A 562-nucleotide genomic window follows, 5' to 3' on the forward strand; every position below is an offset into this window, starting at 1 on the left:
TATGATGTGGCAACAACTTTAAGAGAGTATAAAAACTTCTACCCAGCAGAAGCTTATCATCAAAACTATTATGAGAGAAAAGGTTCTATACCTTATTGCCATTTTTATAACAAAATATTTTAAGTTTGTTTAAAAACTAAATTGATATATATTTATATTGTTTTARTTTTATTGTTTGTATAAGTTTTTTATTCAACTTTTTTGTCGCTCAAAAAAGCTGCAAAAAACGCAAATATTATAGTTAATATTTTTTATAATAGATATCCTATATTATAGTATTAAAGCTAATTAAAAATRCAGCATTTTTGTTTMTTTGYGGCAATACCGAAGGCACTTCCTACGTTTTATAAACTACATGATTCTACTAAGCAASMAAAAAATCRCTATCTTCTTCTCTTGATAAAAAATTTCATAACCTCATTAATATAATTACTAGATGTGTCTAATACTATATTTTCTATAGAGTTTCTTTTCAAAAACTGTAATTTATCTTCAAGCATTTTACTCTGCTCATTTATATAAGCCTCTCTCACATTCTTGTTACCCATATCAAAATAAACAT

1 protein-coding gene is annotated in these 562 nt (G+C 24.7%); it reads left to right on the plus strand.

The window, feature by feature from the left end:
- Positions 1-6 precede the first annotated feature (6 nt).
- The gene (locus GQX97_RS14325) at positions 7-123 is read left to right on the plus strand and encodes a peptide-methionine (S)-S-oxide reductase (RefSeq protein WP_232473449.1); all 117 of its coding nucleotides are present in this window, start codon (positions 7-9) and stop codon (positions 121-123) included.
- The last annotated feature ends 439 nt before the right edge of the window (positions 124-562 follow it).

The sequence above is a fragment of the Brachyspira sp. SAP_772 genome (assembly GCF_009755885.1).
Taxonomy (GTDB): domain Bacteria; phylum Spirochaetota; class Brachyspiria; order Brachyspirales; family Brachyspiraceae; genus Brachyspira.